The organism is Jiangella ureilytica (assembly GCF_004348545.1).
In the GTDB taxonomy this organism is placed as follows: Bacteria; Actinomycetota; Actinomycetes; order Jiangellales; family Jiangellaceae; genus Jiangella; species Jiangella ureilytica.
Window position 1 is genome coordinate 46,427 of the sequence record NZ_SMKL01000008.1, and the last position, 22,969, is coordinate 69,395.

Sequence of the window (22,969 nt, forward strand, 5' to 3'; positions counted from 1 at the left end):
TCAGGGTGTCTCACGACGTGCTCGCGGCGGCGAAGCGGCTGGCCGAGCGGCAGGAGCTGGCCGGCGCCTCGATGGCAGACATCGCCAGAGAGGCCGGCATCACCCGTGTCACGCTGTACCGGCGGGGCGAGACGCGCACCGCGATCCTGGTGGCGCTGCGCGACGAGCTCGCCCGCGAGGAGCGCGAGCGGCTGCTCCCCGTCCTGGCCGGCGAGGGCGACGCGCGTGCACGGCTGACCGCGGCCTTCGAGGCGATCTGCGCCATCACCGATGAGCGGTCCGACCTGCTCACCGGCCTCGACGACCCCACGTTGAACGCGATCTACCACGATCCCGGCGACGACTCCCTGACCCGCTCCGAGTTCACCGCGCCGATCGTCCGGCTGCTGCGCGACGGCGCGCTCGACGGCTCGCTGCGCGTGTTCGCCGATCCCGAGGAGACCGCGACCGTGCTGTACGTCCAGGTCACCGAGACCTACCTGCATCTGCGCCGCGAGCACCGGTGGTCGGCGACACGCTCGACGAGCGCCGTTCTCGACCTCACGCTGCACGGGCTGCTGCCGTGACCGCCCTGCTGGAGCGGGTGATCCCCGGCCAGAACGTCCACCGCGGCCGGGTCGCCCGGCTGACCGTCGCGCACGCCGGCGCCGACCTCTTCCAGGCCGCCGTTCCCGCACTGATCCCGTTCTTCGTCGCCGAACGGGACATGACTTACGCCGACGCCGGCCTCCTGGTGCTGGCCGGCAGCCTCGCGTCGTCGGTCATGCAGCCGCTGGCCGGCGTGGTCGGCGACCGCGTGCGCGCCGCGTGGCTGCAGCCGCTCGGGCTCGTGCTGGCCGGCGGCGGCCTGCTGGCCGCGACGCTGCTCGACTCGTTCGCCGCCATCGCCGTCGCGCTGCTGCTCGGCGGTCTCGGCGTCGCGATCTTCCACCCCGAGGCGTTCCGCGCGACCCGGGCCGCGGCGGCCGCCAGCCCCGGCGCGGCCCTGGGCGTCTTCGCGCTCGGCGGCAACATCGGCTTCGCCCTCGGCCCGTCGCTGGTGGTGCCGCTGGGTGCGGCGTACGGGATCGAGGCGGCCGGCGCGGTCGCCGTCATCCCGCTGGCCGGTGCGCTGCTGCTGGGCCGCGGTGTGCCCTCCGAGCTGTCCTCGTCCACCGATGAGGCCGGCGTGGCGGGCGCGGTGCTCCCGAGCGACTGGCGGACGTTCACGTTCGCGACCCTCGGCGCGACGGCGGCCGCGGGCGTGCTGTTCGGGCTCATGGCCTTCGCCCCGGTCTGGTTCGACGAGACCCTCGGCGCCGGTGTCGGCCTGGGCAGCGCCGCGGTCACCGGCATGCTGCTGGCCGGCGCCGTCGGCACCTACGCCGCCGGCACGCTCGGCGACCGCCACGGCCGCCGCCCGGTGGTGCTGGTGTCGGTGCTCGCGCTGCTCCCGCTGTCGCTCGTGCTGCCGGCCACTGGGCCGGTGCTCGCGGTGGCGCTGCTGGTCCTCATCGGGTTCGTGCTCGAGGGCATCTTCTACCCGCTGGTCATCGTCGCCCAGGACGGCCTGCCGCGGCACGCCGGGCTGGCGGCCGGCATGGCGCTCGGCCTCAGCGTCGGCATCGCCGCCGGCACCACCAGCCTGCTGGGCGTGCTGGTCGACTCGAGCGGCCCGACGGCGGCGCTGTGGGGTTGCGCGGTGCTCGCCTCCGTCGCCCTGGTCGCCGGCGCCCTCGCCGTCCGGCGCCCGCATTGACCCAGTGGGTACGTGGGGCGGGCGGAACCTTCCGCCGGCTCTGCGACTCTGTCGGTGGTCGAGCAGGCGCGGCCACTTTTACGCCGGCTCCAGGTTCCGCCCGCCCCACCCTGGCCACTCGGCTCGGGCGGGTCGGTTCGGCCGCCGCGTCCGCAGGCGCCCGCCGTCGTCAGCACGGAGTGAAGGTCTCGGCGGTGGCGACGCCGTCGACGAAGTCGAGGACGGCGGTCTCGAGCTGCTCGGCCGGCGCGCCACCCTCGGCCAGGATGTCGGTGCCGTGTCGTGGGCTGGGCAGGACGAGGAGTTCGCTGCCCGGCAGCCAGGCGTGCAGCTGCCGGGTGTCCTCGGTGGCGCCGTAGGAGTCGCCGTCGCCGGTGGCGAGCAGCACCGGACAACTCACGCCGTCTACGCCGGCCTGATCGAAGCGCATGCCGTTCGCCCCGAGCAGGCCGGCGACCCAGACCACGCCGTCGATCGGTACCGACCGCTCCAGTGCGACGTGCAGCGAGGCCATGGCGCCCAGGCTCGCCCCGGCGAGGACCACCTTCTCGGCGCCGTTCTCGCGCGCGTACCGCGCCGCTCCGATGACGTCCTGCCAGACCTGGTAGCGCGGCCGCAGCCGCTGGTAGGTGATCACCCGGTGGCCGCGCTCGGCCAGCGCCTGCGCTGTCGCCGCCCAGTCGTCCTGGCTGTCGCCGTCGCTGCCCATGTGCGACAGGACGACGACCACCGGCGCGTCCTCGGGTCCGTACAGCCGGCCCTGCCGCGGCTCGCCGTCGCCGCCGGTGAACTCGATGTCCTGGTACGGCCCGCTCGGCTTGGTCGCGGTCTCGGACGGGGCCGCTGACGGAACCCCCGCGGAGGGTGAACTGCCGCCGTCGTCGCCGGTGCTGGAGGAGCAGGCGGTGAGGCCGAGCGCGAGCAGGAAGGCGAGTGCGGCGGTCCGAGGCATGCGCGACATGGTCGCCTAGGAGGTGCGTCCGGTCCAGGCCAGGAGGTCGTCGACGGCCCAGGTGTTGACGATCTTCTCGATCGGCACGCCGCACGCGGCCGCCCGCTCGCACCCGTACGGCTGCCAGTCCAGCTGGCCGGGTGCGTGCGCGTCGGTGTCGACGGCGAACGAGCAACCGGCCTCGACGGCGAGGCGGAGCAGCCGCTTCGGGGGGTCGAGCCGCTCGGGCCGCGAGTTGATCTCGACGGCGACGCCGAAGCGCTCGCACGCGGCGAACACGATCTCCGGCTCGAACGTCGACTCCGGCCGGGTGCCGCGGCCGCCCGTGATGAGCCGGCCCGTGCAGTGCCCGAGAACGTCCGTGTGCGGGTTGGCGATGGCCGTCACCATGCGCTCGGTCAGCTCGTCGGACTTCATCCGCAGCTTCGAGTGCACGCTCGCCACGACGACGTCGAGCCGGCCGAGCAGCTCGTCGCTCTGGTCGAGCGAGCCGTCCTCGTTGATGTCGACCTCGATGCCGGTGAGGATCCGGATGCCGTGCTCGTTCGTCGCGTTCAGCTCGGCGACGATGTCGAGCTGCTTGCGCAGCCGCTCCGGCGACAGCCCGTTGGCGACGGTGAGCCGCGGCGAGTGGTCGGTGAGCGCGACGTACTCGTGCCCCAGCTCGGCCGCGGTCCGCACCATCTCCTCGATCGGGCTGCCGCCGTCGGACCAGTCCGAGTGCATGTGCAGGTCGCCGCGGAGCGCCGCCCGGATCTCCGCCCCGCCCTCGGCGACCGGCCGCCCGCCGGTCGCCTCGAGGCGGCGCAGATACACCGGGACCTCGCCGCCCAGCGCCTCGGTGATGACGGTCGCCGTCACCTTGCCGATGCCGGGCAGCTCGGTCAGCGTGCCCTCCTCGACCCGCTCGACCAGCTCTTCGATGCCGATGGAATCGGCGGTGGCGGCGGCGGTCCGGAAGGCGCGGACGCGGTACGTGGGCTCGCGGGCGCGCTCCAGCAGGAACGCGATGCGCCGCATCAGATCGCCGGGCGTGGGATCGGCCGTCACGGACCCAGTCTCTCCCGCGGAGCCAGGGCGGCGGCGACCGCCTCGGCAAGCCGGCGGGCGGTGGAGCCGTCGGGCTCGCCGTGGTCGGGATTGAACTCGGTCAGGGTCAGGCCGGCGAAGCCCGGGTGCCGGACCATCACCGCGAGCGCGCGCATGGCCTGGTCGAGGGTGAGCCCGCGGTAGTGCGGTACGTCGGCCGCGGGGAAGTCCAGGTAGTTCACGACATCGACGTCGAAGTGCACGACGAACCGCTCGGTGACGGAGGTCAGCGCGGACACGGCCATGGCCGCCGCGCCGGCTGGATCGGCCGCGACCGACGCCGCCTGGAACCGCCAGCTGGAGACCCGGCCGTGCAGGTCTTCGTCGTCGCCGCAGTAGCCGAAGAAGCAGACCTGCTCGGGACTGAGCAATGGTCGGCGCGGGCCGAAGCCGGTCAGCTCGGGAGCGGTGCCCGGCAGGTCGAGCAGATGCGCGACCCCCATGCCGTCGGCGATCGGCTCATGCGGATGGTCATCGAAATTCATCAGGTCCTGGCCGCCGTCGACGTACATGAGCCCGACGTCCTGACCGGCCGTGACCATGGCACTCACCATGGCGAGGGTCAGCGTGCACTCGCCGCCCACGACGAACGGCACCTGCCCGGCGGCCAGCACCCGACCGAGGGCGGAACGGACGTCCTGCAGCACCTCGACCACCGCGTCGAGGTTGTTCAGGCCGCTGGCCGACGGCCGGGCAGCCCACCGCCGCACCGGCCGGTCGCCATGATCGGCGACATCGAGCCCGGCGGTGCGCAGCAGCTCGACCAACCCGGCGGCTCGCAGGGCGGCCGGCCCTCGTTCCTGGCCCGGCCAGTGGGCGGCGGCGCTGGACGGCGCGCCGAGCAGACCGATGGTCGTCATGACCTCAATCCCTCCCCTGCCACGTGCAGATGCAGACCTCGTTGCCCTCGGGGTCGGCGAGCACCCAGAACGCGGGCGCCTGGGCGTCGTCGACGACCGACCCGCCGGCGTCGACCGCGGCCCGCAGCCGCCGCTCGGCCTCGTCGTGCGCGACGGTGAGGTCGAGGTGGATGCGGTTGCGCTGCGGCCGCGGGGCGTCCATCTGCTGGAACCAGACCGCCGGCCCCTGCCCGAGGGGGTCGACCAGCGGGTCGGTGGGACCGTCGCGACCGGCCTCGTCCGTGTAGCCGAGGATCGCCTTCCAGAACGGCCGCACCGCCGGGATGTCGAGGGCGTCGACGGCGATCTCGAGCGTCTGCTCGGCCCGGGTCTCCGCCACGCCGGCGGCGGGCTCGGCGGAGCGTCCCTCCGCGCGCAAGGCCGTCGTGATGCGGGCCGCCGCCTCGACGTCGGCGGCCGTGACGTCGGCGAGCGACTCGTCCTGCAGGCTCAGCAGCACCCGCCCGGGCCGGAGGTCGACGCGCAGGTGGGTGCCGGCCCCGCCGGCCGCGCGCACCGCCGTCGCGGCCACGTCGACCGCCTCGGCCGGCGACCCCACGGCGACGCCGCTCTGGAACCGCGCCAGCAGGTACCGCCAGCCCAGATGCTCGACCGCCGCCGACGCCTCGGTCCGGCTCAGCGGCCGCCGTTCGACCACGTCATCGCTCATGCCGGCCATCTTCACACGCGGGTCCGACAGCCTTGTCCGGAAACCGCGAGCCGAACGGTCAGGCCGGGGTCTCCGCGGGACCGCGGACGGCCGCCTCGAGGTCGGTGCGAAGCGCGAACCGCACGAACGCCACCAGCACGACGACCGCCAGCACCGAGGCCGCCATGAACGCCGTCCGCAGGCTCCACACCTCCGCGACGACGCCGGCCAGGGCCGCGCCGGCCGGGATGACGCCCCAGCTGATCATCCGCGACGCCGAGTAGATGCGGCCGAGCAGCTCCGGCGGCGAGAGGTTCTGCCGGACCGTCCCCGCCAGGATGCGCCAGATGCTCGACCCGGCCCCGGCGACGACGGCGCCCGCCGCGACCGCCCAGATCCCGGCCCCGACGGCGACCGGCAGCACGAACAGCACGGTGCCGACGGCGTCGGCGATCATCAGCCTCGTCGTGCCGGCCCACCGGCGCAACGGCTCGACCAGCACCGATGCCACGAGGCCGCCGACCGCCATGGCCGTGAGCAGCAGGCCGTACTGCGCCGGCGTGAGCCCCAGCGGCCCGGGCTCGACGGCGTAGACGACGAGCAGCGCCGTCGCCACGGCCCAGACGACGTTCATGGCGGCGGTGAACAGGGTGAGCGTGCGGACCACCGGCTGCGCCCAGAGGAACCGGAACCCGGCGACCAGCTCGCCCTTGGCCCGCCCGGTGCCGGCGCCCCCGCCCGGCCCGGCGCCCCCGTCCGCCCCGGCGGCCCCGCCGGCAGGAGCCGGCGCCGTCCTGGTCCGCCGCAGGGTCACCGCCAGCGCCGCGCCGGCGGCGAGCACGTACAGCGCCGCGCTCGATCCGGTCGCCAGCGCCAGCGTCGCCCCGGCCAGCAGGCCGGCGAGCGGCGGCCCGGCCAGCTGGTTGGTCACGTTGATGGTCGCCTCGATGCGCGCGTTGGCCCGGCTGCGACCGGCCGGCACGACCACCATGGGGATGGTCGACGTGAGCGCGGTGTCGACCAGGGTCTCGGCGACGCCCAGCAGGACGGCGACGGCGAGGATCAGCGGCAGCGACAGCACGTCGGCCACGAACGCTGCCGTGACGCCGCCCAGCAGCAGCCCGCGCACCGCGTTGACCGCCGAAAGCAGCGTCCGCCGGTCGACGCGGTCGACGATCCAGCCGGCGTGGAGCCCGAACACCGGCCAGGCCAGCGTCAGCGCCGCCGTCACCGCCGCCACCCCGCCGGCCGACGCGTCGACGGCGATGGCCAGCAGCGGCAGCACGAACAGCGCCATGCCGTCGCCCAGGTTGGCCGCGCCCGTCGCGAACCACAGCCCGTTGAACGACCGGCCCAGCGACACCGGCAACACGCGCATCGGACTCTCACCCTTCATCGGCGTTTCACTGGTTGCAGTTGTCGCACATCGCTTCTCACCTGTCAACGCCAGATGAATGGTGAGATAGGCTCGAAGGCATGACCGACGTCGAACTGGTCGGCAACGCGCTCTGCCTCGACTTCGCCAACACCGTCAACGCGCGCCCCGTCGTCCGCCGCGACTGGCTGGCGACGCCCGAGCAGGCCGTCACCTGGGCCCGCGCCGCCGGCCACCCGGTCGACGGCGACCGGAGCCTCGCGTTCACGCTGCCGAGGGCCCGCGACCTGCGCGAGACGGTGTACCGGGTGTTCCGGCCGCTGGCCCACGGCGAGCGCCCGGCACAGGACGACGTCGACGAGATCCACGCCGTGCACGCCGAGGGGGTCGCGCACGCCCGCTTCATCGACAACGGCGCGAGCTTCCGGCTCTCGTGGGCGGCGCCGCAGACGATGCGCGTCCTGCTCTGGGAGGTCGCGGCGTCGGCGGTGGGGCTGCTGACCCAGGGGCCGCTGGAGCGGCTGGGCGAGTGCCCGTCGTGCCGCTGGGTGTTCCTCGACACCAGCAAGAACGGCCGGCGGCGGTGGTGCAGCATGGCCACCTGCGGCACCCGCGACAAGTCCCGGCGGTACTACGAGGCCCGTACGAGCACCTGATCGCGGTCCGGGCGAGGACACTCGGCACCATGGAGTTCCAGTTCGTCGCGCGCCGGCCGGCCGGGCTGGAGCGGTACGTGGAGTCGGTCTGGTTCGCACGCGGCCGCATCGACTACCCCGACGAGCGGATCGCCCCGACCGGCTCGACCGTGGCGGTCGTGGTGCTGGGCGACCCGATCCGCGAGACCCCGGCCGACGGTGCCGGCGAGCCGCTGGTCACCGCCACCGGGTTCCTCCTCGGCCCGCACGACCGCCCGGTCGTGAACGAGCCACTGGGCGAGACCCACTGCGTCGGGATCGTGACGACGCCGGTCGGCTGCGAGTCCGTGTTCGGCGTCCGGCCCGCGACGATCCGCGGCCGGGTGGTGGAGCTCGCCGCGGCCTGGCCGGCGGCGGTGCCCCTGCGGAGCCGGCTGCTCGCCGTGGCCTCCGGCCGCCCCGGCGACGTCACCGTCGACGACCTGCTCGACCGGCCCGGCGCCCATGCCGACGACAGCACCGGTCACGGCGACCGTTCCAGTGAAGGCGTCGAAGCCACCGACCACGACGGCAGCCGCGCCGGCCACGGCGGAAACACCGCCGGCCGGCGCGACGAGCCGGCCGACGTCCTTGTGGGCACCGTCAGTGCGACCCTCGCGGCGGGGATGCGGCCGCGGGACACCGAGCGGTGCGAGCGGGCGGTGGCGGCGCTGGAGGCGGATCCGGCGCGGGCCATCGGCGCGCTCGCCGCGGACCTCGGAGTGTCGCACGGCCACCTGGACCGGGAGTTCACCGAGGTCGTCGGGCTGGGCCCGCGCACGCTGGCCCGGATCCTGCGGCTGCGGGTCCTGCTCGCGCGGCTGGACGTCTACGCGCCGGTGCCGTGGTCGGCGCTGGCGGCCGAGCTGGGCTGGTTCGACCAGAGCCACTTCATCCGCGACTTCAAGCGGCACACCGGCGTGACCCCGTCGGAGTACGTCGCGGCCCAGCGGGGAAGCTTCACGCCGGACCAGGCGGCGCCCGGCTTCGTCCCGCGCCGCTGACGGCCCGTCGCCACCGGACGAGGCGGAGGGCGGACGATGCGGAGGATGCGGAGGATGCAGGGCCGGCGCAGCATCCTCCGCCCCTCTGCCGAACCCCCGGCGCCGCTGACGTGCGGCGGCCGACGTGAAATCCGTACAAGACCGCAGCGGCAGGACTCGCCACGGTGGGCGCGTGACCCAGGCCTTCCACGCCACCACGATGATCGACCGGCCGCCCGCCGCCGTGTGGGCCGCGCTGACCGACTGGCCGCGCGCCGCCGACTGGCTGCCCGGCGTCGACGCGGTGCGGACGGGCGAGTCGACCGCCGTCGGCGCCCGACTGACCATGCACGCCCGCGGCAAGGACCGCACCAGCACGATCACCGCCCTGGACCCGGGCCGCTCGCTCACCCTCACGTCCGTCCAGGGCGGCGTCACCGCCGACTACGCCTACTCCGTCGACCCCTCGGGTGGCGGCACCGCCGTCACCCTGACCGCCGACGTGAGGACACGGGGGTGGTGGACGGTGTTCGGCCCACTGCTCCGCGCGGCGATCCGGCGCGCCGACGGCGGCCAGCTCGAGGCCTTCAAGCGGACGGTCGAGGGCCGCCGAGCGTCGCCGTGAGGTGCGCGTCGAGGGCCTCGACGGCGAACGCGACCTGGTCCGGCTGGTCGTAGAAGTCGATCTGCGTCCCCTCGCCCCACGCGACCTCGGCCGGACCACCCAGCCGCCCCCGCAACGCCTCGATGTGGTCGGGGAAGACGCAGCCGGAGGAGTGCACGAACAGCGTCGGCACCGAGACGGCGTCCGCCGCCGACAGCCCGTCGAACGTCAGCCAGGGCAGCCAGCTCGCCTCGGCCATCTCGTTGCGCCAGGCCGGCACCGCGCCGCGCGCCGGGTTCGCGTAGTAGTCCATCTCGAGGAACATGCCGGCCCGGTCGTTGCCGGCCTCGTACGCCGGCACCGTCACGACCGATCCGTCCCGGCGCAAGACCCCCAGCGCGACGGCAGCCCGCTCCAGCCGGTCGCGGACCCCGTCGACCCCGCCGTAGAACGGGGCGACCGACGCGGTGTCGTGGAACCAGCCGGCGACGCTGCCGAACGACGCGATCGGCGCGCCGGCCGCGATGGCCGCCAGTGCGTACTGCGCGCTCGCGCACACGCCGACATGGCCGACGCCGCCGGGGCGGACGAACGACAGCGACGCCGCGAACCGGGCCGCCGCGGCGATGTCGGCGATCTTGCGGCTGGGCAGCTCGAGCTGACGGGGCTCGCCGCCGCTCTCGCCCCAGCCGGCGAAGTCGAACGTGATGGCGGTGTAGCCGCGCGCGGCCAGCGCGGCGGCGTAGTGGTCGGCCATCTGCTCCTTGACGGTCAGCCAGGAGCCGGTGACGAGCACGGCGGGCTGCCGCTCCAGCAGGTCGTCGCCGGACCGGTGGACCCGGCCGGCCAGCAGCGCGCCGTTGCTCTCGAACACGACGGGGAACGTGGTCATGGGCCGACGGTGGCACGCCGGCCCACGACCACGGAGGGTCGAAACCTGCTGACCTACGAGTCGGCTACGGGCGGGCCCGGTGGAACTCGCGGCGGCACTCCTTGAGGTCGACGGTCGCGGTCTCGCCGAGGTCCACATCGACCGGGACGGTCTGCAGCACGGTGCCGTCGGGCAGCTCGCAGGTGAGGATCCACGGCTCCTCGTAGAACCCGGTCTGGAACCCGCGGACGCCGTCCTCCTGATACGCGGGGATCGGCCGGTACGACGGGTTCACGGCCCACTCGAACTTGCCGTTGCGGTTGTCGATCGTCAGGTCCGACTCGAGCGTGGTGGTGAACGACGTCGGCCGCGTGCCGCCGTCGGGCTGGAGGTGGGGACTGGTGTACATGTCGAACGACTTGGTGATGCGCAGGACGGCGCCCTTGGGCCCCTTGCCGTCGATGACGGCGTACTGCTCCGGATCGGCGGCCGTCTCGAGTGCGGTGAACATCGCCTCGCGGTGCTCGTCGTACACGTCCAGTACCTGGGTCTGGTAGGTCCGCGCGACGCCGGAGTCGGGGCAGGTCTCCGTCGTGATCGACAGGCCGCGGGTCGCGTAGTACGCCCAGTCGATCGCCTCGCCGGTGGTCTCGTAGTCCTCGGCCGACGGCAGGGCGTCGTAGCCGGGCCCGTAGATCGCCGCGATCTCCGACGCCAGCGTGTGCAGCCGCGCGACGTCCTGGGCGGGGCCGGCCTCGAGCTGCAGCGGCGGGTACAGCACCACTTGGATGCAGGTGTGCTGGGTGTTGAACACGACCGCCTGGCGGGTCGACAGCAGCCACTCCATGTTGCGGGTCTCCGGCTCCGACCACGGGGCCGCGCCGCCGGTCGGGATGGGCAGCCAGCCGAGGCCGTAGTTGCGGTTCATGTCGGTGTTGGTGTCGGTCTGACGGCGGCCGCGCACGAACCCGTCGACGTTGACGACCGGCACGACGACGACGCGCGCGCGGTCGAGCAGGTTCGTGACGTACGGGTCGCCGGCGGCCGCGCGCTCGACCAGGTCGATGGCGAACTCCATGGTCAGCTCGCCGCTGGGGAACTCGTTGCCGTGGTGCATGCCGACGTCGACGAAGACCGGCTTGCCGTCGTTCGCCTGCACGTTCGTCGTGATCTCGATGCCGCGGACGGTGCGGCCGGACGTCGTCGGGTAGGGCAGCGTGATCGGCTCGACCAGGTCGGGGTGGTCCGCGACCAGCGCGGCCATGTCGGCCTCGTAGTCGGCCAGCGTCCGGTACGCGGTGTTGCCGCTCGGGAGATCGGCCGCCTCGGTCGACGAGGCCGACGACGACGACGGCTCGGCCGCGACGGCGGCGGGGACGGCGACCGCGGGGACCGCCAGGACGGCGGCAGCGGCCAGCATCAGGGTGCGACGCCTCGGACGGGAGTGATCAGTACGCCTCATGAACGCGTTCCTCTCCGCAGAACCGACGGGGGCAGAGCGGTGCCGGCCACGATCGTCCGGCTGACCCAGAGGTTATCGGTTTGTCACGTTTCTCACGAGAGGTATGGCATGTCACGTTGCGCTGCTTCGTGTCCGGCCGCTGCGGTAGCTTCCGCTCATGTCCGAGCCCGGCGCTCCGCCGCCAACGCCCGAACCGTACGCGCAGCCGTCGCCGCGGCAGCCCGGCCCGTACCAGCCGCAGCAGCCCGGGCCATACGAGCAGTACCCGCAGGCCAGCGGCCCGTACCTGCCCTATCCGCCGTACCCGGGCGGCACCGGGCCCTACCCGCTGTACGGCCCGTACCCGTGGTCCGCCGCGCCGGCGCCGCGCAAGCCGGGCACCAACGGCCTCGCCGTCGCGGCCCTGGTCCTGGGCATCGTCGCGATCTTCCCGCTGGCCATCGTGTTCGGCATCATCGCGCTGGTCCAGACGTCGCGGACCGGTCAGAGCGGCCGCGGGCTCGCCGTCGGCGGCCTGGTCGCCGCCGGGTTCTGGCTGGTCGTCATCGTCGGCTCGGTCGTCTACGTGGTCGTCACCTCCGCCGAGCGGAACGCCGACGGCGAGATCACGGAGGAGGGCACCGTGTCGACGATGGACATCGAGGTCGGCGACTGCCTGAACGGGCTGCGCGGCATCGAGGACGACACGCTCACCACGCTGCCGGCGGTGCCGTGCGACCAGCCGCACGAGGGCGAGGTGTACGCGACGTTCGAGCTCGAGGACGGCGACTACCCCGGGGTCGACGGCATCGCGGCCGTCGCTGACGAGCGCTGCGCGAACGAGCTGGCGGCGTTGTCGCAGGAGGCGTGGAACGACCCCGACATCGGCCTGTTCTATTTCTATCCCGACGAGCTGTACTGGCCGAATGACCGCGAGGTGGTCTGCATCGCCCACGCGATCGAGGGAAACCTCACAGTGAGACTGTTGAGCCGGCCGGGCGTCTGACGAGGTGGCTTGCGGTCTGAGTTAGGTTAGGCAAACCTAGTTGACTGCAGATCATTCTCCGCGAAAGGACCGCGCCCGTGGCGTACCACGAGGGTGTCAGGGTCGCCGAACCGCCGGCAACCGGAACCGCCGAACCCGCCGACGACCTGCTCGAACGCCAGCGCCAACGAGAATCGTCCGCCCGCTCCTACCCGCGCCGCCTGCCGATCGCCCTGGTCGAGGCCAGCGGGTCGACGGTGCGCGACCGCCAGGGCCGCACGTACATCGACTGCCTGGCCGGCGCCGGCACGCTGGCTCTCGGCCACCACCACCCCGTCGTGGTCCAGGCGCTGCGCGACGTGCTCGACGACGGCACTCCGCTGACGACCCTGGACCTGCCCACGCCGGTCCGCGACCGCTTCGTCACGCAGCTGTTCGAGGTACTGCCCCAGCCGCTACGCGACGGCCGCATCCTGTTCTGCGGGCCCACCGGCGCCGACGCCGTCGAGGCCGCGGTCAAGCTGGCCCGCACCGTCACCGGCCGCTCCGGGGTGGTCGCGTTCGGCGGCGCGTACCACGGCATGACCCAGGGCACGCTGGCGCTGACCGGCCGCAAGGCGGTCAAGGAGCCACTCGGCTCGCTGCTGCCCGACGTGCACCACCTCCCGTTCCCGACGGCGTTCCGTTCCCCGTTCGGTCTCGACAACGGAAGCGTTGACGGCGCCGCCATGGCCGGCCGCCTGGTCGAGTGGGCGCTGACCGACGACCTCAGCGGCATCACGACGCCGGCCGCCCTCGTCGCCGAGCCGGTGCAGGGCGAGGGCGGCGTCCAGCCCATGCCGGCGGCGTTCGCCGCCACGGTCCGCCGCGCCACGAGGGCCGCCGGCACCGTCCTCGTCGCCGACGAGGTGCAGACCGGCCTCGGCCGCACGGGTGATCTGTGGGCGAGCCAGGCGATCGGACTCGACCCGGACGTGCTGGTGCTGTCGAAGGCGATCGGCGGCGGGCTGCCGCTGGCGGTGGTCGTGTACCGGGGCGAGCTCGACGGCTGGCAGCCCGGCTCGCACGCGGGCACCTTCCGCGGCCAGACGCTGGCGTTGGCGGCGGGTGCGGCGACCATCCGCGAGGTGGTCCGCGCCGGGCTGGCGCAGCGGGCTCGCGAGGCCGGCCGCCGGCTCACCGAGGGCCTGGCGACGGTGGCGGCGGACGACCCGCGGGTCGGGCAGGTCCGCGGCCGCGGCCTCATGGCCGGTGCCGAGCTGGTCGATCCCGGCGTGGTCGACGCCGACGGTGTGCCGGTGCCGGACGGCTGGCTGGCCGGCAAGGTGCAGGGCGAGATGCTGCGCCGCGGCGTCATCGTCGAGGTCGGAGGCACCCACGACGCCGTCGTCCGGTTCCTGCCGCCGCTGGTCATCACCGACGAGGAGATCGACCAGGTGGTCGACGCGTTCGGTGCGGCCCTGCACGCCGTTCATGCGGAGCGCGACGAGGAGGGCGCCCGATGACCCCGTCGCCCGGGCCGCTCTTCCTCGACGGCAGCCCGGCCTCGCACGAGGCGCTGCGGGCGGCGGTCGCGCAGGTGCTGGATGTCCTGACCGCGACCTACGGTCCGGCCGGCGACCACCGTCCGTTCCCCACTGTCGGACCGGCCCGGCTGCGCGAGACGGCGGCCGCCATCGAGCCGCTGCCCGACGATCCCGAGCCGCTCGGCGAGGTGCTCGCCGACGTCGGCCGGACGGTGCTGGCGCACGGCGCGCGGGTCACCGACCCGTGGTGTGCGGCCCACCTGCACCCGCCGACGCTGCTCACCGCGGCCGCCACGGAGCTGGCCATCGCCGCGACGAACCAGTCCATGGACTCCTACGACCAGGCGCCCATGGCGACCTACGTCGAGGACCGGCTGGTCACTCGGGTGGCCGAGCTGATCGGACTGCCGGCGACGGCGTCGGGCGTGCTGACCTCCGGCGGGACGGCGTCCAACCTGCTCGGGCTGCTGCTCGCCCGCGATCACGCCGCAGGCGGGGCCAACCTCAGCGGGCTGCCGGCCGGCGCCGGACGGTGGCGCATCCTGGCCTCGGCGGGTGCGCACGTCAGCGTGCGGCAGGCCGCCGCCGTGCTCGGGCTGGGCCGCGACGCCGTCGTCGCCGTCCCCACCGACGACGACGGCCGCATGGACCTCTCCGCGCTGGACCGGACCCTGGACCAGCTGCGGCAGACCCGAGCCGTGCCGATCGCCGTCGTGGGGACCGCCGGCACGACCGACACCGGCGCCGTCGACCCGCTCGCCGCCCTGGCCGACCGGGCTGCGGCCATCGGTGCCTGGTTCCACGTCGACGCCGCCGTCGGGTCGGCGCTGGTGCTCAGCGACCGGCTGCGCCCGCTGGTGGCCGGGCTGGAACGGGCCGACTCCATCACCGCCGACCTGCACAAGCTCTGGTGGCAGCCCATCGGGGCCAGCGCGCTGCTGGTTCGCGACGCCGCCATGCTGGGCAGCGTCCGCGAGCCGGCCGACTACCTCAACCGCACCGAGGACGACGACGTCCTCAATCTGGTCGACCGGTCGCTGGACACCTCGCGCCGGTTCGACGCGCTGAAGATCCTGGTCTCGCTGCGCGCCACCGGCCGTCGGCGGCTGGCCGGGCTGGTCGAGCACCTGGTCGACCTCGCCGCCAAGGCCGGCGAGGCGGTCCGCCGCCACCCCGGCCTCGAACTGGTCGCGCCGCCGCAGACGGTGACGGTGCTCTTCCGCTGCCGGCCCGACGGCGTCGACGACTCGCTGCTGGACCGGCTGAACGTCGAGGTCCAGCGCCTGTTGCTGGCGTCGGGACGGGCCGTTGTCGGACGCACGCGCTACCGTGGCTCCGTCGTTCTCAAGATCACTTTCACCAACCCACTGACCAGCCACGACGACGTCGCCGGCCTGCTCGCCGCCATCGCGGCCGAAGCGTCCGCCGGGTTCGAGGAGGCCGCCGAGGCGGCTCGTGCGGCACCGGCGGCGACGGCAGGCCGAAGGTCACGCCGAGTCGTCGGTCGAGACCGAACGCCGACATGATGCGAGGGAGGCTTCGCCGCATGAGCCGATCGACTGATGTCATGACCGATGTACCGGAGGCGACGGCCCCGTCGCCCACCCGGGCCGCCGACGACGCGACGGCGCACGCCCTGCTGTCGTGCTGGTTGCGCGAGGTGCCCGGCTGGCGGCTCGAGGCCGACCTGAGCGCGCGCGACGGCGCCGGGCGCATCGTCATCGCGCTGCCGCACTGGAACGCGCGGCTCTTCGTCGGCGTGCGCCGGGTCTCGGCGACGTTCCGGCACCAGCTGCGGCTGCCGGCGCTGGTCCAGATCGCCGACGGCGAGCCGCGGCCGGTCGGGCTGGCGCAGCTCGCCGTGCTGCTGGCCGACGCGCTGCCCGGCACCGGCCTGCGCACGGAACCGCTGCTCACCCGGGTCCTCGACAGCGCCGCCGCCGTCGCCGGCTACCTCGAGGGGCGGGCGCCCGAGATCGAGCGGCTCTGGTCCGCCGTGCCGCTGACGTTCCCCGAGACCGAGCAGGCGCTGCTGCTGGGACACCTGGTGCACCCGACACCGAAGAGCCGGGGCGAGCTCGGTGCCGTCGAGCGGCAGCGGTTCTCGCCCGAGACCGGCGGCCGGTTCGCGCTGCGCTGGCTGGCCGTCGACCGCGAGCTGGTGCGGCATGCCAGCGCCCTCGACGCGTCCGCGCCGGACCTGGCCGAGGCGCTGCTGCGTGACGATCCCGCCGTCGACCACACGTCCTTGCGGGCCGCCCTCGACGCCGTCCGCGGCCACCGCCTCCTGCTGCCGGCCCACCCGTACGAGGCCGACCGGCTGGCGGCCGACCCGCACACCGCCGGCCTGTTCGACACCGGCGCCGTCGTCGACCTCGGGGCGTGGGGGTCGCCGTTCCTGCCGACCACGTCCGTGCGGACGGTGTACCGCGCCGACGCGCCCTGGCAGCTGAAGTTCTCGCTGCACGTGCGGGTGACCAACTCCATGCGGGTGACGCTGCCGAAGGAGCTCGACCGCGCGGTCGAGTCCGCGGCGCTCGAGCGCACCGTCGTCGGCGCACGGACGCGCGCGGCCGCGCCGCACTTCGCCCTGGTCCAGGACCCCGCCTACCTGACGGTGGCCCACGACGGCGAGGTGCTGAACGGGTTCTCCGTGCTGCTGCGCTCGAACCGCTGGGGTCCCGGCGGACCGCGCGACGTCAGCGCGCTCACCACCCTCTGCCAGGACCACCCCTACGGCGGGCGCAGCCGGCTCGGCGCCATCGTGGCCGAGCTGGCCGCGCGGCACGGCCGCGCCGAGGACGCCGTCGCCCGCGAGTGGTTCGGCCGGTTCTGCGACGTCGTGGTGCGCTCGCTGGTCCGGCTGTACCTCGACGTCGGCCTGTGCTTCGAGGCGCACCAGCAGAACACGCTGGTCGAGCTCGAGGACGGCTGGCCGGTCCGCGGCGTCTACCGCGACAGCCAGGGCTACTTCCACCGCGAGGCCGCCCATGGCGACCTCGTCGCCGTCGTGCCCGGGCTCGGCGAGGCCACCGAGTCGATCTTCCCCGAGGAGCTGGCCGACGAGCGACTGGTCTACTACCTGTTCGTCAACCTCACGCTGGGTGTCGTCAACGCGCTCGGCCCGTCCGTCGACGAGACCGTGCTGCTGGGCGACCTGCGCCGGGTGCTGGCCGATGAGCGCTCGCGCGGCGGGAGCTATCCGGCGACCCTGCTCGACCGGCTGCTCGACGACGACCGCTGGCCGTGCAAGGCGAACCTGCTGACGCGCGCGCACGACCTCGACGAGCTGGTCGGCGACATCGCGACGCAGTCGGTGTACGTCACGCTGCCGAACCCGCTGCTGGGGCTGGCGCCGTGAACGCGCGGCCGGTGGATGCGTGGGCGGTGACGTTGCCGGGAGCGACCGTCGAGCTGACGTTCGCGCCGGTCCGGGCGGGCGACGACGGCGAGCTGGTGCACGACTGGATGAATCGGTCGCACGTGGTGCCGTGGTGGCAGCTCGGCGTGCCGTTGGAAGAGATCCGCGGGTACCTGGCCGGGCTGACCCACCTGCGGCCGTGGCTGGTGTCGGCGCACGGCACGCCGTTCGGCTACGTCGAGACGTACGAGGTCGCGGCCGATCCGCTGGCGGCGTACTACCCCGCGCAGGCGGGGGACCAGGGCTTCCACCTGCTGGTCGGGCCGCTGTCGATGATCGGGACGGGGGTGCCGCGGCTCATGGGCCGGGCCGTTCTCGCCTGGCTGCTCAACCGCGGTGAGCGCGCCGTCTGCGAGCCCGACGTGCGCAACGGCCGCATGCTGGCCTACTGCGACCGGCTCGGGCTGTCGTCTCTGGGCGAGGTCGACCTGCCGGAGAAGCGGGCGGCGGTGCTCGCCTGCACACGGGCGGAGTTCGACGCGCGCTGGCCGGGCGACCGTGCGGCGGTTTCTGCCGTCGCCTCGGCGGGGGGCGCCTCATGAGCGAGTTCGACGTCGTCGGGGTCGGCCTGGGGCCGTTCAACCTGGGCCTGGCCGCGCTGCTCGAGCCGGTGACCGACGTGAACGCGGTGTTCTTCGAGGCGTCGCCGCGGTTTGCCTGGCACCCCGGCCTCATGCTGCCCGGCACCACGCTCCAGGTGCCGTTCCTGGCCGATCTGGTGACGCTGGCCGACCCGACCAGCCGCTGGTCGTTCCTCAACTACCTGCACCAGCGCGGCCGGCTGTACCGGTTCTACTTCTACGAGCGGTTCCACGTGCCCAGGGCCGAGTTCGACGCGTACGCCCGCTGGGTCGCCGAGTCGCTGCCCTCGTGCCGGTTCGGCGCCCGGGTGTCGTCGGTCTCCCCGCTCGGCGGACCCGGCGGCGGCTGGCGCGTCGTCGTCGAGACCGCGGACGGCGCGGTCCACGAGCACACCGCGCGATCGGTCGTGTTCGGCGTCGGCACCCGCCCGGCCGTTCCCGCCGTCGTCCGCGAGCTCCTGGGCGACGACGTGTTCCACACCGAGGACTACCTCACCTACCGCGAGAAGGCGGTCACCGCGGCCGCTGTCACCGTCGTCGGGTCCGGGCAGAGCGCCGGCGAGGTGGTCGCCGACCTCCTCGAGGCCGGACTGCCGAGCGGGCTGACGCTCGACTGGTTCACGCGGTCGCGCGGCTTCCTGCCCATGGAGTACTCCAAGCTCGGGCTCGAGCACTTCACGCCCGAGTACACCGCGTACTTCCACGGGCTGCCGCCGGCCCGGCGCGACGAGATCCGGGCCGGCCAGGACCTGCTGTACAAGGGCCTGTCCGCCGAGACCAGCGAGCGCATCTACGACCTGCTGTACGAGGCGACGGTCGACCGCGACGACCCGCCGGTGGCGTACGCGGGCGGGTGCGAGCTGGTCGGCGTCTCGCCGTCGCCGGTGCCGGGCCGGCGGTGGCGGCTCACGTGGCGGCAGCGCGACCAGGACCGCACGTTCACCCGCGACACCGACGTCGTGGTGCTGGGGACGGGGCACGAGCCGTCACCGTTGCCGGTGGCGCCAGGGGTGGTCGCGGCCGACGCCCTGGGCCGGCCCGAGGTGGCCCTGGATTACCGGCTGGCGCTGGCGTCCGGTGCGCCGTCGACGCTGTTCGCCCAGAACGCCGAACTGCACACCCACGGCGTCGGCGCCCCTGACCTCGGGCTCGGCGCTCACCGCAACGCCGTCATCGTCAACCAGCTGGCCGGTCGTCAGGTCTACGCCGTCCGCGACCGCACCGTCTACCAGAGCTTCGGCGTCCCCGAGGAGGCCCGTCCGCATGACCACGCCTGACCTGGAGCAGTGGGAGCGGGCCAACCGCGAGCTGATCGCCAAGCTGCTCACCGAGTTCCGGTACGAAGAGATCATCGCGCTGTCCGTCTCCGAGACGGGGGCGCTGTCGCTGGCGCTGCCGGGCGGGACGCTGACCGGTCGGGCCGTGCGGCGGGCGCTGGACTGGTGGCGGGTCGACCCGTCGTCGCTGGCGTGGTCCAGTGAGACCGGTGCGCCCGGGCCGCTGCCCGACGCCGCCGACGTCTTCACCGCGGTGCTGAGCCGGGCCGGAGCCGAGCCGTCCACCGTCGCCGGCGCCGTGTCCGAGCTGTCGTCGACGCTGCTCACCGACGCGCGGCAGCTGGCGACGGCGCGACCGGCGGCCGAGCTCGTCGACCTCGAGCCGGTCCTCGCCGAGGCCGAGCTCACCGGGCATCCGTGGATCGTCGCCAACAAGGGCCGGGTCGGCTTCGGCGCCGACGACCTGCTGACGTATCCGCCCGAGGCGCGCGCTGACGTCCGGCTGCTCTGGCTGGCCGCGTCGCCGGCGGTCGCCGACGCCGTCGGCCTGGACCACCACGCGGTGGTGCGCGACCAGGTGGGGCCCGAGGCGTTCGAGGCGATGCGAGCGCAGGCGCAGCTCGGCGGGCTCGACCCCGACACCTGTGTGTTCGTCCCGGTGCACCCGTGGCAGTGGGCGCACCGGATCCTGCCCCTGCACGCCGCGCAGCTGGCCCGGGGCGAACTGGTGTTCCTCGGCGAAGGGCAGGCGCGGTACCGGCCACAGCTGGCGATCCGCACCATGACCGACCTCGACGACCCGTCGCGGCGCTACCTCAAGCTGCCGCTGTCGATCCTCAACACGTCGGTCTACCGCGGGCTGCCGCGCGAGCGGACGCTGGCCGCGCCCGCTCTGACGTCCTGGCTGTCGTTGCTGGTCTCGTCCGACCCCTACCTGCAGGAGACCGGGCTGATCCTGCTCGGCGAGGTGGCCGGGGTCAGCGTCGCGCACCCGGTGTACTCCACCCTGGCGGGGGCGCCTTACCAGTACACCGAGCTGCTGGGGGCGATCTGGCGCGAGTCGGTGCGGCCGTACCTGCGCGACGGCGAGCAGGCGGTCTCGCTGGCCGCCCTGCTGCACGTCGACCCGTCCGGCGGCACGTTCGCCGAGGCGCTGGTGGCGCGGAGCGGGCTGACGGCGGCCGAGTGGGTCGCGCGGCTGCACGAGGCGATCCTGCCGCCGCTGCTGCACGTGCTGTACAAGTACGGCGCCATGTTCTCGCCGCACGGGCAGAACTGCATGATCGTCCACCGCGGCGGCGTGCCCACGCGGCTGGTCGTCAAGGACTTCGTCGACGACCTCGCGATCTGCTCCGAGTCGATTCCCGAGCATGCGGGCCTGACTCCCGAGGTGCGGGCGGCGCTGGCCGACGTGATCCTCGACGGCAAGACGCTGCGGAAGTACCTGCAGAACGGGCTGCTGATCTGCGTGTACCGGTACCTGGCCGAGATCTGCGCCGACCGCCTCGAGGTGCCGGAGGCGGCATTCTGGGGGTCGGCGCGAAAGGTGCTGGCGGCCTATCAGGACCGCTTCCGCAACGACCTCGCCGACCGGTTCGGCATGTTCGACCTCGAGTCGCCGACCTTCCCGAAGCTCTGCCTCAACCGCCTACGACTCTTCGAACGCGGCTACGCCGACGACCCCGAACGCCCCGTCATCTCCGCCCTCGGCACCGTCCCCAACCCCCTCTCCCCGACGTTCAGCCCGGAATGACCACGTTCACCACGAAATCACGTGCTCCAACACGATTGCAGGCGTAGTACGACACGGGACTTCCTCGTGAACGTGATCATTCCGGGGCGGGGGCCGGCGTCCCCACCTGGACCGTGACCAGTCCGGGGAGCGGCACCCGCCCGGGGAGCGGCACCCGCCCGGGGAGCGGCACCCGCCCGCGGAGCGGCGCAGCGGATGCTAGTGCAGCTCGTTGCGGCGCCAGAGAGCCGCCGCGCGCTCGAGTTCTTCCGCCATGCGGAGGTTTCCCCTGGCCAGGCGGGTCTGCCGCTCGCCCTCGTCCTCGGGGAGGTCGTCGGCGGAGTGCGCGCGGCCGGCGGCGACCACGCGGCAGAAGGCGCCCGCCCGCTCGAGGGCGACCGCGAAGTCGCCGGTGAAGGCGCTGGTGAGGACGGCGTCACCGAGGGCGGCGACCTCGTCCGGGCCGGGCGGGTGCGCAACCCCGGCGACCGCCGTCGACACCTCGGCCACCCGCTCGCCGACGGCGAAGACGCGCGCGGCCTCGGTGCCGTTGCGGTGTACCCAGCTGCGCAGCAGGTACAGCGACCAGAGCGTGCCGGGCAGGGTGTCGGAGCCGGAGCCGCGCCAGAGCTCGGCGATCTCGTCGAGGCCGATGCGGTCGGCCAGTTCGAGGAGGCGGGGCGTGGTGCCGGGCTCGGCCCGGGCGGCCTGCAGAACGGCGGCGGCCGTGGCGTGGGCGACGGCGGTGCGGTCGGCGGGATCGGGGTCGCCGAGCAGATCGGGCATGTCGGGGCGCAGCTGCGGTCGCCGGTGGTGGCGCTCGGATCTGCCTTCGGTCACGTCTCCATTGTCCCTTGTGTGCGGAGTGGCCGGCGACTCAGGCCTCGAACGTGTCGCCCGGTGTCACGATCCGAAGGTCCGTCTCGTCCGGAGCCAGGCGGTCGTACAGCCCGAAATAGACGTCGGGAACGGCCAGCAGGGCCTCGTGGATGGGGATCGCGACGTGCGGCGTGAGAGCGCGGACGTAGTCGACGACCTCGCTGGCCTTCGACCACGGCGCGCTGGTGGGCATCCCGAGGATCTCGACGTCGACGTCGGGGATCGTGTAGGAGTCGCCGGGGTGCAGGAACCGGCCGCCGACCAGGTAGGCGACGTTCGGGATGACCGGCACGTCGGGATGGATCACGGCGTGGTGCCCGCCGAACACGTCGACCGTGGTGCCGACGTCGAGCCGCTCGCCCGGCTGGGCGCCCGTGGCGGCGATGCCGGACTCGGCCAGGACGGCCGCACTGCCGGCGTCGGTGTACAGCACGGCCTCGGGGTTGCGCTCGAGCAGCGCCCGCACCCGCTCGACGTCGAGGTGGTCGGCGTGCTGATGGGTGACGAGCACGGCGGTCAGCCCGGCGAGCGTCTCGAAGCCGTGCGAGAAGCCGCCCGGGTCGATGAGGACCCGCGCGTCGCCGTCTTCGACGAGGACACAGGAGTGCTCGTACTTCGTCAGCCTCATGATCCCGAGGCTAGCGTCCCGGCGGCGGTTCCGCGCGGCCGCCGCCGGGCTGCCACAGGATGTCGCCGGCGGCGCGGTTGGCGTAGCGGGACAGGATGAACAGCAGGTCCGACAGCCGGTTGAGGTAGGTCGCGGTCAGCGGGTTGACGCCGCCGTCGTCGCCGGTGCCGTACTCCTCGACCGCCCGCCAGGCCGACCGCTCCGCCCGTCGCACGACGGTGGTGGCGACGTGCAGCTGGGCCGCGGTGACCGTGCCGCCGGGCAGGATGAACGACGTCAGCTTCGGGACCTCGGCGTTGTAGCGGTCGCAGTCGGCCTCGAGCTCCTCGATCCAGGCGGCCTGGACCCGCAGCGGCGGGTACTCGTACTCGGGCTTCAGCGGCACACAGAGGTCGGCGCCCACATCGAAGAGGTCGTTCTGGACCCGTTGCAGGACGGCCAGGGCATCGGGCCCGAGGCCGCCGCTGCCGCCGTCGCCGCCGCTGCCGGAGCGTTCCAGCGCGACGGCGACCCCGATGGCGGCGTTGGCCTCGTTGGCGTCGGCGTAGGCGGCGAGCCGCGGGTCGGTCTTGCGCGTGCGGCTGAAGTCGCCCAGCCCGGTGGTGCCGTCGTCGCCGGTGCGCGTGTAGATCCTCGTCAGCCTGACCACTCCTCCACCCTACGGG

The 22,969-nt window shown here is 73.8% G+C and carries 22 protein-coding genes; 12 read left to right on the forward strand and 10 right to left on the reverse strand.

Translation table 11 applies throughout. The features are described from left to right. Positions 1-5: 5 nt before the first annotated feature. Both E1212_RS05170 and E1212_RS05175 read left to right on the forward strand, forming a co-directional pair. The gene (locus tag E1212_RS05170) at positions 6-566 is read left to right on the forward strand and encodes a TetR/AcrR family transcriptional regulator (protein ID WP_203416430.1); all 561 of its coding nucleotides are present in this window, start codon (positions 6-8) and stop codon (positions 564-566) included. Then, the gene (locus tag E1212_RS05175) at positions 563-1,738 is read left to right on the forward strand and encodes an MFS transporter (protein WP_162605321.1); all 1,176 of its coding nucleotides are present in this window, start codon (positions 563-565) and stop codon (positions 1,736-1,738) included. The genes E1212_RS05170 and E1212_RS05175 overlap by 4 nt, the downstream gene beginning before the upstream one ends. A gap of 169 nt (positions 1,739-1,907) precedes the next feature. Here the strand turns inward: E1212_RS05175 and E1212_RS05180 are convergent, their stop codons facing one another. The 5 genes from E1212_RS05180 to E1212_RS05200 are packed head-to-tail and all read right to left on the reverse strand — an operon-like array spanning position 1,908 to position 6,705. Beyond that, positions 1,908-2,690: an alpha/beta hydrolase gene (locus E1212_RS05180; RefSeq protein WP_162605322.1), complete on the reverse strand. Its 783-nt coding sequence runs from the start codon at positions 2,688-2,690 to the stop codon at positions 1,908-1,910. 15 nt (positions 2,691-2,705) lie between these two features. Next, entirely contained in the window at positions 2,706-3,710 is a 1,005-nt protein-coding gene (locus E1212_RS05185) for a PHP domain-containing protein (protein WP_131980172.1), read from the reverse strand. Between the two features lie 26 nt (positions 3,711-3,736). Next, positions 3,737-4,639 (reverse strand): arginase family protein, encoded by a 903-nt coding sequence (locus E1212_RS05190; protein ID WP_131980035.1) that lies wholly within the window; start codon positions 4,637-4,639, stop codon positions 3,737-3,739. 4 nt (positions 4,640-4,643) lie between these two features. After that, positions 4,644-5,348 (reverse strand): VOC family protein, encoded by a 705-nt coding sequence (locus E1212_RS05195; protein ID WP_131980037.1) that lies wholly within the window; start codon positions 5,346-5,348, stop codon positions 4,644-4,646. Between the two features lie 58 nt (positions 5,349-5,406). Then, on the reverse strand, positions 5,407-6,705 hold the full coding sequence (locus E1212_RS05200; RefSeq protein WP_162605323.1) for an MFS transporter: 1,299 nt from the start codon (positions 6,703-6,705) through the stop codon (positions 5,407-5,409). A gap of 98 nt (positions 6,706-6,803) precedes the next feature. On the opposite strand from E1212_RS05200, the gene E1212_RS05205 reads away from it, so the two are divergent. The 3 genes from E1212_RS05205 (at position 6,804) to E1212_RS05215 (ending at position 8,984) form a co-directional block, all read left to right on the forward strand. Further along, positions 6,804-7,358, forward strand: coding sequence for a CGNR zinc finger domain-containing protein (locus E1212_RS05205; protein WP_131980041.1), 555 nt, complete (start codon positions 6,804-6,806; stop codon positions 7,356-7,358). A gap of 29 nt (positions 7,359-7,387) precedes the next feature. Next, positions 7,388-8,380 (forward strand): helix-turn-helix domain-containing protein, encoded by a 993-nt coding sequence (locus tag E1212_RS05210; protein WP_131980043.1) that lies wholly within the window; start codon positions 7,388-7,390, stop codon positions 8,378-8,380. 172 nt (positions 8,381-8,552) lie between these two features. Then, a complete protein-coding gene (locus tag E1212_RS05215) occupies positions 8,553-8,984 on the forward strand; it encodes an SRPBCC family protein (protein WP_131980045.1) in 432 nt (143 codons plus the stop codon). Here E1212_RS05215 and E1212_RS05220 read toward each other — a convergent pair. Together E1212_RS05220 and E1212_RS05225 are read right to left on the reverse strand one after the other, a co-directional pair. Further along, complete coding sequence (locus E1212_RS05220) at positions 8,947-9,855, reverse strand: alpha/beta hydrolase (protein ID WP_131980047.1); 909 nt, start codon at positions 9,853-9,855, stop codon at positions 8,947-8,949. The two genes, E1212_RS05215 and E1212_RS05220, sit on opposite strands and share 38 nt — an antisense overlap. A gap of 64 nt (positions 9,856-9,919) precedes the next feature. Further along, a complete protein-coding gene (locus E1212_RS05225; RefSeq protein ID WP_131980049.1) occupies positions 9,920-11,296 on the reverse strand; it encodes a M14 family zinc carboxypeptidase in 1,377 nt (458 codons plus the stop codon). A 157-nt stretch (positions 11,297-11,453) separates the two neighbouring features. Here E1212_RS05225 and E1212_RS05230 point away from each other — a divergent pair, with 157 nt between their 5' ends. The 7 genes from E1212_RS05230 (at position 11,454) to E1212_RS05260 (ending at position 20,818) form a co-directional block, all read left to right on the forward strand. Next, entirely contained in the window at positions 11,454-12,281 is an 828-nt protein-coding gene (locus E1212_RS05230) for a DUF4190 domain-containing protein (RefSeq protein ID WP_131980051.1), read from the forward strand. A gap of 77 nt (positions 12,282-12,358) precedes the next feature. Next, the gene (locus tag E1212_RS05235) at positions 12,359-13,765 is read left to right on the forward strand and encodes a diaminobutyrate--2-oxoglutarate transaminase family protein (protein WP_238992249.1); all 1,407 of its coding nucleotides are present in this window, start codon (positions 12,359-12,361) and stop codon (positions 13,763-13,765) included. Next, positions 13,762-15,312: a pyridoxal phosphate-dependent decarboxylase family protein gene (locus tag E1212_RS05240; RefSeq protein ID WP_131980055.1), complete on the forward strand. Its 1,551-nt coding sequence runs from the start codon at positions 13,762-13,764 to the stop codon at positions 15,310-15,312. The genes E1212_RS05235 and E1212_RS05240 overlap by 4 nt, the downstream gene beginning before the upstream one ends. A 41-nt stretch (positions 15,313-15,353) precedes the next feature. Then, complete coding sequence (locus tag E1212_RS05245; protein WP_162605324.1) at positions 15,354-17,147, forward strand: IucA/IucC family protein; 1,794 nt, start codon at positions 15,354-15,356, stop codon at positions 17,145-17,147. A 26-nt stretch (positions 17,148-17,173) separates the two neighbouring features. Then, on the forward strand, positions 17,174-17,749 hold the full coding sequence (locus E1212_RS05250) for a GNAT family N-acetyltransferase (RefSeq protein ID WP_131980059.1): 576 nt from the start codon (positions 17,174-17,176) through the stop codon (positions 17,747-17,749). Beyond that, positions 17,746-19,065 carry a lysine N(6)-hydroxylase/L-ornithine N(5)-oxygenase family protein gene (locus E1212_RS05255; protein ID WP_131980061.1) on the forward strand — a complete coding sequence of 440 codons (1,320 nt, stop codon included), beginning with the start codon at positions 17,746-17,748 and terminating at the stop codon, positions 19,063-19,065. The genes E1212_RS05250 and E1212_RS05255 overlap by 4 nt, the downstream gene beginning before the upstream one ends. Then, positions 19,052-20,818: an IucA/IucC family protein gene (locus tag E1212_RS05260; protein ID WP_131980063.1), complete on the forward strand. Its 1,767-nt coding sequence runs from the start codon at positions 19,052-19,054 to the stop codon at positions 20,816-20,818. The genes E1212_RS05255 and E1212_RS05260 overlap by 14 nt, the downstream gene beginning before the upstream one ends. Positions 20,819-21,016: 198 nt before the next feature. On the opposite strand, the gene E1212_RS05265 is transcribed toward E1212_RS05260, so the two are convergent. Genes E1212_RS05265 through E1212_RS05275 form a run of 3 tightly spaced genes read right to left on the reverse strand, consistent with a single transcriptional unit; the run spans position 21,017 to position 22,953 of the window. Continuing rightward, positions 21,017-21,637 carry a hypothetical protein gene (locus E1212_RS05265; RefSeq protein ID WP_131980065.1) on the reverse strand — a complete coding sequence of 207 codons (621 nt, stop codon included), beginning with the start codon at positions 21,635-21,637 and terminating at the stop codon, positions 21,017-21,019. A 37-nt stretch (positions 21,638-21,674) separates the two neighbouring features. Then, entirely contained in the window at positions 21,675-22,304 is a 630-nt protein-coding gene (locus E1212_RS05270; protein WP_131980067.1) for an MBL fold metallo-hydrolase, read from the reverse strand. Positions 22,305-22,314: 10 nt separating this feature from the next. Next, positions 22,315-22,953: a cob(I)yrinic acid a,c-diamide adenosyltransferase gene (locus E1212_RS05275; protein WP_131980069.1), complete on the reverse strand. Its 639-nt coding sequence runs from the start codon at positions 22,951-22,953 to the stop codon at positions 22,315-22,317. Between the last annotated feature and the right edge of the window lie 16 nt (positions 22,954-22,969).

Excerpts from the sequence above, each read along its gene's own strand:
- E1212_RS05270 (WP_131980067.1), bottom strand. The coding sequence starts at position 22,304 with ATGAGGCTGACGAAGTACGAGCACTCCTGTGTCCTCGTCGAAGACGGC.
- E1212_RS05245 (WP_162605324.1), top strand. The coding sequence starts at position 15,354 with ATGACCGATGTACCGGAGGCGACGGCCCCGTCGCCCACCCGGGCCGCC.
- E1212_RS05240 (WP_131980055.1), top strand. The coding sequence starts at position 13,762 with ATGACCCCGTCGCCCGGGCCGCTCTTCCTCGACGGCAGCCCGGCCTCG.
- E1212_RS05260 (WP_131980063.1), top strand. The coding sequence starts at position 19,052 with ATGACCACGCCTGACCTGGAGCAGTGGGAGCGGGCCAACCGCGAGCTG.
- E1212_RS05255 (WP_131980061.1), top strand. The coding sequence starts at position 17,746 with ATGAGCGAGTTCGACGTCGTCGGGGTCGGCCTGGGGCCGTTCAACCTG.
- E1212_RS05195 (WP_131980037.1), bottom strand. The coding sequence starts at position 5,348 with ATGAGCGATGACGTGGTCGAACGGCGGCCGCTGAGCCGGACCGAGGCG.
- E1212_RS05185 (WP_131980172.1), bottom strand. The coding sequence starts at position 3,710 with ATGCGGCGCATCGCGTTCCTGCTGGAGCGCGCCCGCGAGCCCACGTAC.
- E1212_RS05230 (WP_131980051.1), top strand. The coding sequence starts at position 11,454 with ATGTCCGAGCCCGGCGCTCCGCCGCCAACGCCCGAACCGTACGCGCAG.
- E1212_RS05190 (WP_131980035.1), bottom strand. The coding sequence starts at position 4,639 with ATGACGACCATCGGTCTGCTCGGCGCGCCGTCCAGCGCCGCCGCCCAC.
- E1212_RS05220 (WP_131980047.1), bottom strand. The coding sequence starts at position 9,855 with ATGACCACGTTCCCCGTCGTGTTCGAGAGCAACGGCGCGCTGCTGGCC.
- E1212_RS05225 (WP_131980049.1), bottom strand. The coding sequence starts at position 11,296 with ATGAGGCGTACTGATCACTCCCGTCCGAGGCGTCGCACCCTGATGCTG.
- E1212_RS05180 (WP_162605322.1), bottom strand. The coding sequence starts at position 2,690 with ATGCCTCGGACCGCCGCACTCGCCTTCCTGCTCGCGCTCGGCCTCACC.
- E1212_RS05205 (WP_131980041.1), top strand. The coding sequence starts at position 6,804 with ATGACCGACGTCGAACTGGTCGGCAACGCGCTCTGCCTCGACTTCGCC.
- E1212_RS05200 (WP_162605323.1), bottom strand. The coding sequence starts at position 6,705 with ATGCGCGTGTTGCCGGTGTCGCTGGGCCGGTCGTTCAACGGGCTGTGG.
- E1212_RS05210 (WP_131980043.1), top strand. The coding sequence starts at position 7,388 with ATGGAGTTCCAGTTCGTCGCGCGCCGGCCGGCCGGGCTGGAGCGGTAC.